We start from the raw sequence: 5,034 nt of genomic DNA on the forward strand, positions 1-5,034 counted from the left end.
TTTGCTGTTCTCAAAATTGCATAGTTCATCGCCACTTTTTTCCTATAATTGAGTGTTATTTCATTAAAGTGTACTTACTACACCATAATTTCACCAGTTAGGAAAGCGTAATTTTTACGGCAAAAGGCGGTAAAAAGGGGCTGTTTTTCACTTTTTTGAAGCTAGGCTGTTTACAGATTGTAAACACCTTTTTCATTTTTAAATCAATAAGTTATAACGATTTTGTTTACACTTTGCAAACACTCAAGTTTCAATAAACCTAACAATATCAGCTATTTGGCAGTCCCTTTAGGGTGCGTAAGGTGTAGTCATTAAATTAGGTAGAAAATAACGGGTCTTTTATCTGTCGTAAAATCTGCTACAAAAAAGGGATTATAAGAGCGTTACTTCTCGTCATTCACTGGCATAATCTTAGGCTGGTACAAATAATTTATTAGCCTAAAAAATCATCTGTAGCTACAGATGATTCCAATGGTCTGATTAGTTATTCTTTATAAATAATCAACACTCTATAAGCTATATAAAGCTTATAGACACGAGGAAAGAAACATGAAATTTGATTTAAGAGGTTTTGATCAACTAGAGAAGAATCTTTCAGAGTTATCTGGCACTCACAGTATCCCACTGGATGATCTTATGACCCCTGATTTTATATCTAGTTGCAGTCAGTATTCGAATTTTGAGGAACTAATAGAAGCTTCTGGGTTCAAAGTAGAAACAGAAGAAGATTTTGCAGCCATCCCAGATCAGGAGTGGGAGCAGTTTATTCAAACAAATACATCTTATGAAAGCTGGATAGAAATGCAAGAAGCTGCTGGGGTTAGTCATATAGAATCAAAACTACTTAAAGGCTTAAAGTAGAGACGTATAACCAAGGTTTTCCCTAACTCTATGTCATACAAAAACTCAGAAAGAAAGCCGTTAGCCTTTTTCTGGGTTTTTAATAAGAAGTATAAAATGCTAAAACTATTGAGATCTAATCACCTATCGCTTATATTGGGTGTACAGATATAAGCGATAGGTGATTGTTATGACTACAACTAATTATAATATACGGCTTGACCAGGATCTGAAGGATAGGTCTTTTTCTGTTCTTGAAAGCTATGGACTAACGCCTTCACAGGCCATAAGACTGTTCTTGAACCAAGTCGCCGATACCAATGCGATTCCTCTGTCTTTTGACTATCAACAACCTAAGCTCAACGCGCAAACGATTGCGGCTATTGCTGAGGTCGCGAGCGGTAAAGGCACTAAGTACGATAGCTTTGGTGATCTCATGGATGAGCTAGAAGGCGAGGCTGATGAGATCCATTGAAGTATCAAGTCAGTTTAAGAGAGATGCTAAAAAGAATTATCTAAGCTTACTCACTCCTGCATGGGGCGAGGTGCTCAATTGTTTGACTAACGACATACCGCTACCGGCTAAATACAAAGATCATGCGTTGACCGGCAATCATAAGGGATTTAGAGACTGCCATATCAAGCCTGACTTGGTGCTTATCTACCGTGTTCAGAACGATACGGTAGATTTTGTTAGGCTAGGTAGCCATTCAGAAGTGTTTGATTAGCCTAATTCAAGTGGTTCCATAATGACAGTCTATTTTGAGTAGTCTGTTAATAGACTTTTGGGGCTTTTAAGACGGTTCCACTAGGGTATATCCTTATCTAACAAGAAAAGTTACTTTAAAAATACAAACAGCTTTTATAAGCCTTCAGTCCTCGGCAGGAGGACTCGAAAAGTTAATTTATCGGGTATCCTAAATTAGTTGACCACTACAACTTTTCACTTACAACACGCAACCTTTTTAACACACGTTGATTATAAATCTCGATTTTCAAGGTGCTAATATAATTGAGTAATACTTAACTTAGATAACATAAACCACTGATTCTAATAACTTTCATCTTGTATTCTCACAGATTATTGTTTATCGAGATTTTGCAAGCTTTACTTAACTGGAGAAATTATGCGTGCTTTAACTTATCATGGTGCTAAAGATGTGCGAGTGGACAATGTCCCAGAGCCTAAACTGCAAGAAAAAGATGATGTTATTTTACGTGTGACTGCAACTGCAATTTGTGGTTCAGATTTACACTTATATCGTGGCAAAATACCTGAAACCGAGGAAGGCGATATCCTCGGCCATGAGTTTATGGGTGTGGTTGAAGAAGTAGGCTCTGAAGTTACTGCTGTTAAAAAAGGCGATAGAGTTGTTATTCCTTTTGTTATTGCATGTGGTAACTGCTTTTTCTGTCAGCATGACCTAATGTCCGCTTGTGAGACTACAAATACAGGCCCAGGCGCTGCTATTAATAAAAAAATAATTCCGCCACCGGCTGCTTTATTTGGTTTTAGCCATTTATATGGTGGGATTCCTGGTGGACAAGCAGATTTTGTACGGGTTCCTAAAGGTAATTTTAATCCGTTCAAAGTAAATGGCTCACTGTCAGATGAGAAGGTTTTATTTTTATCAGATATTTTACCAACTGCTTGGCAGGCCGTGACTAATGCCAATATTACTAAAGGTTCAACCGTAGCTATTTATGGAGCGGGTCCTGTGGGGTTGTTATCAGCCGCTTGTGCCAAAATGTTAGGCGCTGAGCAGATCTTCGTGGTAGATCATAATGACTACCGTTTGCAGTATGCCAAAGATACGTACGGGGCTATTCCGGTTAATTTCGATAAGGTAGATGCTGCTGAATTCATCATTGAACAGACCAAAGGACATCGCGGCGTTGACGGTGTTATTGATGCGGTTGGCTTTGAAGCTAAGGGCAGTTCGAAAATTGAAGGATCAAGCGCTCCAGCTTTACGTCAATGTATGGCAGCTGTGCGTCGTGGCGGGGTCGTTAGTGTTCCTGGTATATATGCAGGACCCATTAATGATTTCTTAATGGGTGACGCTTTTGATAAAGGGCTTGCTTTCAGAATGGGCCAAACCCATGTACACAAGTATTTACCACAATTATTAGAGTATATTGAAAATGGTGATTTATCACCTGAAGCTATTATTACTCACCGTATGAATTTGTCTGACGCTGCTAAAGGTTATGAAATTTTCGAAAAGCGTGAAGAAGAATGTCGTAAAGTCATTTTAACTCCTTAATTTTTCAAATTTGCCCTTTACTTTTAACATTTAAAGGTTAGGTCATAGCTGCTTTAACGAGATTGTCTTAAATAATGGTTATCGCTAAAGCAGCTAGCAAAAAAATCTTTAACTTGTTTTTCTCTGCACACGACAAAAAAATCACCCCCCCCCCAACCGATTTTCATGGGTTTAGGGATTAAAAAACCAACTAACTGTCTTAGATGGTCTTAAAGCTTAGAAGTGTAAAGCACAATAAACTTTCTATTATATGTATGAAAAATTTATTTAATATTGAGTAAAAATCTGAAAAGTGAATAGCTTGGGCTACAAGGCTTCTTAGTTATTTCTTATCGAGCAATATAATTTAGTATTCAAGATATTCTCTAATCGGACGTTTGTTAAACTGCGTAGGGTCTTTTTTAAGGCGGTTAACCATTTCAAACTCCCAACCTTGCTGTGACTGACCAGCTGGACTAGTAGGGCTTACTAAATGATTGTATTCCGCCATAAAAGCAGGATTACGAGCAATTCGCCCTAGCTGCTTATCATTCAATCCATCGACCGTAAACATATCTCCTGTACTAACGTCGCGCTCCTTATTAACTACATCCCTCTTAGCTTTTGGCTTTTCATGAACAGTAAAACTAAATCCTGCAATTTTGCGACCTTTTTTCTTTTGAGTGTAACTAACATTGAGATCTGATTTTTCGTTTATCTCTTCAACAGCAAGGTTTAAGACCCTTTTTTTGAAGTTGCTCATAGTTTGATATTCATCAGACTCTAATCCTAACTGACCTCTAAACTTCTCCAATTCAAAAACAGGTGTTTTTTTGGCTTGCTTCCATTGAACCAGCAGCTCATAGAGCCTTACTGAATAATTACTATCCATTTCGGCTGTTTGTTCTAGTAAATACTTAGTGAAAAACTCTTCAGCCCCATCAATCCGAGTAATCCCTTGTACTACAGCCGGAGTAAATACAACTTCAATCGCTCCTTCGTCATCTAAATATCTAACTTGGGATAACCAGCGAGATTTAACTAACTTACCTTCATCATCAACATAGCTAAAACGTCTGTTAAATAGCGTATCTTCAGCGTCCTTCATCATTAGATAACCGTTTTGGCGAGTGGTATTAAAAACTTCAGCATATCTTTTAGCATCAATACGAAGTGGTATCTCTGCACTCAACCCTGTACCAGTCTCTCTAGCATCTACAACGGCTAACTGAACAATGCGTATTTCTGATAGTTTTAGATTTTGTAGTACGGTATTTAGATAATTAGTTTTCACTACTAGATTAGATTTAGACATAATAACCTTCAAATTTGAATACTTATATTTAATTGTATCTTCGAATACTATTTTATTCAAGTATTCAAATGGTAAGTAAACGTATTCGAATGGGTAAGTAAACGTATTCGAATGGGTAAGTAAACGTATTCGAATGGGTAAGTAAACGTATTCGAATGGTGCTTGTATCCTTTTAATACCAATGGATACAGAGGGCTTAAAAGCATTTAAAAGCATTTAAAAGCATTAAAAGCATTTTTTTTATTTTTTACTAACTAAAAAGACAAAAGAAAAAAGCACTAGTTACCATAAAATATTTGGCTTTTCTCATGTCTTCTTGGATCAGATGATTGATCAATTTTTTCTTAACCTCAGTAATAAGCTATAGAAACTACTCTATTTGCCTACAAAATGAGATTTAATAGCCTTCTACCTTAATTCTTATACATACCTAGCCTTTTTTATTTTATCCATCTCTACAGCGATTTTATGGCTTTCTAGCTGCATTGCTTCGTTTACTCTAGCAATTTCCTCTTGATTTAGACCATCAATAGCCATCAAGTAAGGCTCAACACGTTTTTTAAGGGTGTCATAGCTCGCTTCCGCAACGCTTTTATCCAATCTAGCCTTCTCATAGTCCATTAGGATGCTGTT

General features: G+C 37.0%; 6 protein-coding genes. 4 read left to right on the forward strand and 2 right to left on the reverse strand.

From position 1 onward, the window contains the following. The first annotated feature begins 549 nt into the window (after nt 1–549). The 4 genes from AB0B96_RS40675 to AB0B96_RS40690 all read left to right on the forward strand — a co-directional run bounded on the left by AB0B96_RS40675 (nt 550) and on the right by AB0B96_RS40690 (nt 3,107). Nucleotides 550–861, forward strand: coding sequence for a hypothetical protein (locus AB0B96_RS40675; protein ID WP_181716308.1), 312 nt, complete (start codon nt 550–552; stop codon nt 859–861). A 169-nt stretch (nt 862–1,030) separates the two neighbouring features. Further along, complete coding sequence (locus AB0B96_RS40680) at nt 1,031–1,315, forward strand: type II toxin-antitoxin system RelB/DinJ family antitoxin (RefSeq protein WP_068039762.1); 285 nt, start codon at nt 1,031–1,033, stop codon at nt 1,313–1,315. Further along, nucleotides 1,302–1,568, forward strand: a complete 267-nt coding sequence (locus tag AB0B96_RS40685) for a type II toxin-antitoxin system mRNA interferase toxin, RelE/StbE family (protein WP_068039760.1) — start codon at nt 1,302–1,304, stop codon at nt 1,566–1,568. Before AB0B96_RS40680 ends, AB0B96_RS40685 begins: the two co-directional genes overlap by 14 nt. Before the next feature lie 399 nt (nt 1,569–1,967). Continuing rightward, a complete protein-coding gene (locus AB0B96_RS40690) occupies nt 1,968–3,107 on the forward strand; it encodes a zinc-dependent alcohol dehydrogenase (protein ID WP_068039753.1) in 1,140 nt (379 codons plus the stop codon). Nucleotides 3,108–3,453: 346 nt separating this feature from the next. On the opposite strand, the gene repM is transcribed toward AB0B96_RS40690, so the two are convergent. Both repM and AB0B96_RS40700 read right to left on the reverse strand, forming a co-directional pair. After that, nucleotides 3,454–4,461: a replication initiation protein RepM gene (repM, locus tag AB0B96_RS40695; protein ID WP_361462944.1), complete on the reverse strand. Its 1,008-nt coding sequence runs from the start codon at nt 4,459–4,461 to the stop codon at nt 3,454–3,456. Nucleotides 4,462–4,821: 360 nt separating this feature from the next. Further along, nucleotides 4,822–5,034 (reverse strand): hypothetical protein (locus tag AB0B96_RS40700; protein ID WP_362907645.1); only part of this gene is annotated, 213 nt, incomplete at its 5' end.

Source organism: Streptosporangium sp. NPDC049046, from assembly GCF_040649155.1.
In the GTDB taxonomy this organism is placed as follows: domain Bacteria; phylum Actinomycetota; class Actinomycetes; order Streptosporangiales; family Streptosporangiaceae; genus Streptosporangium.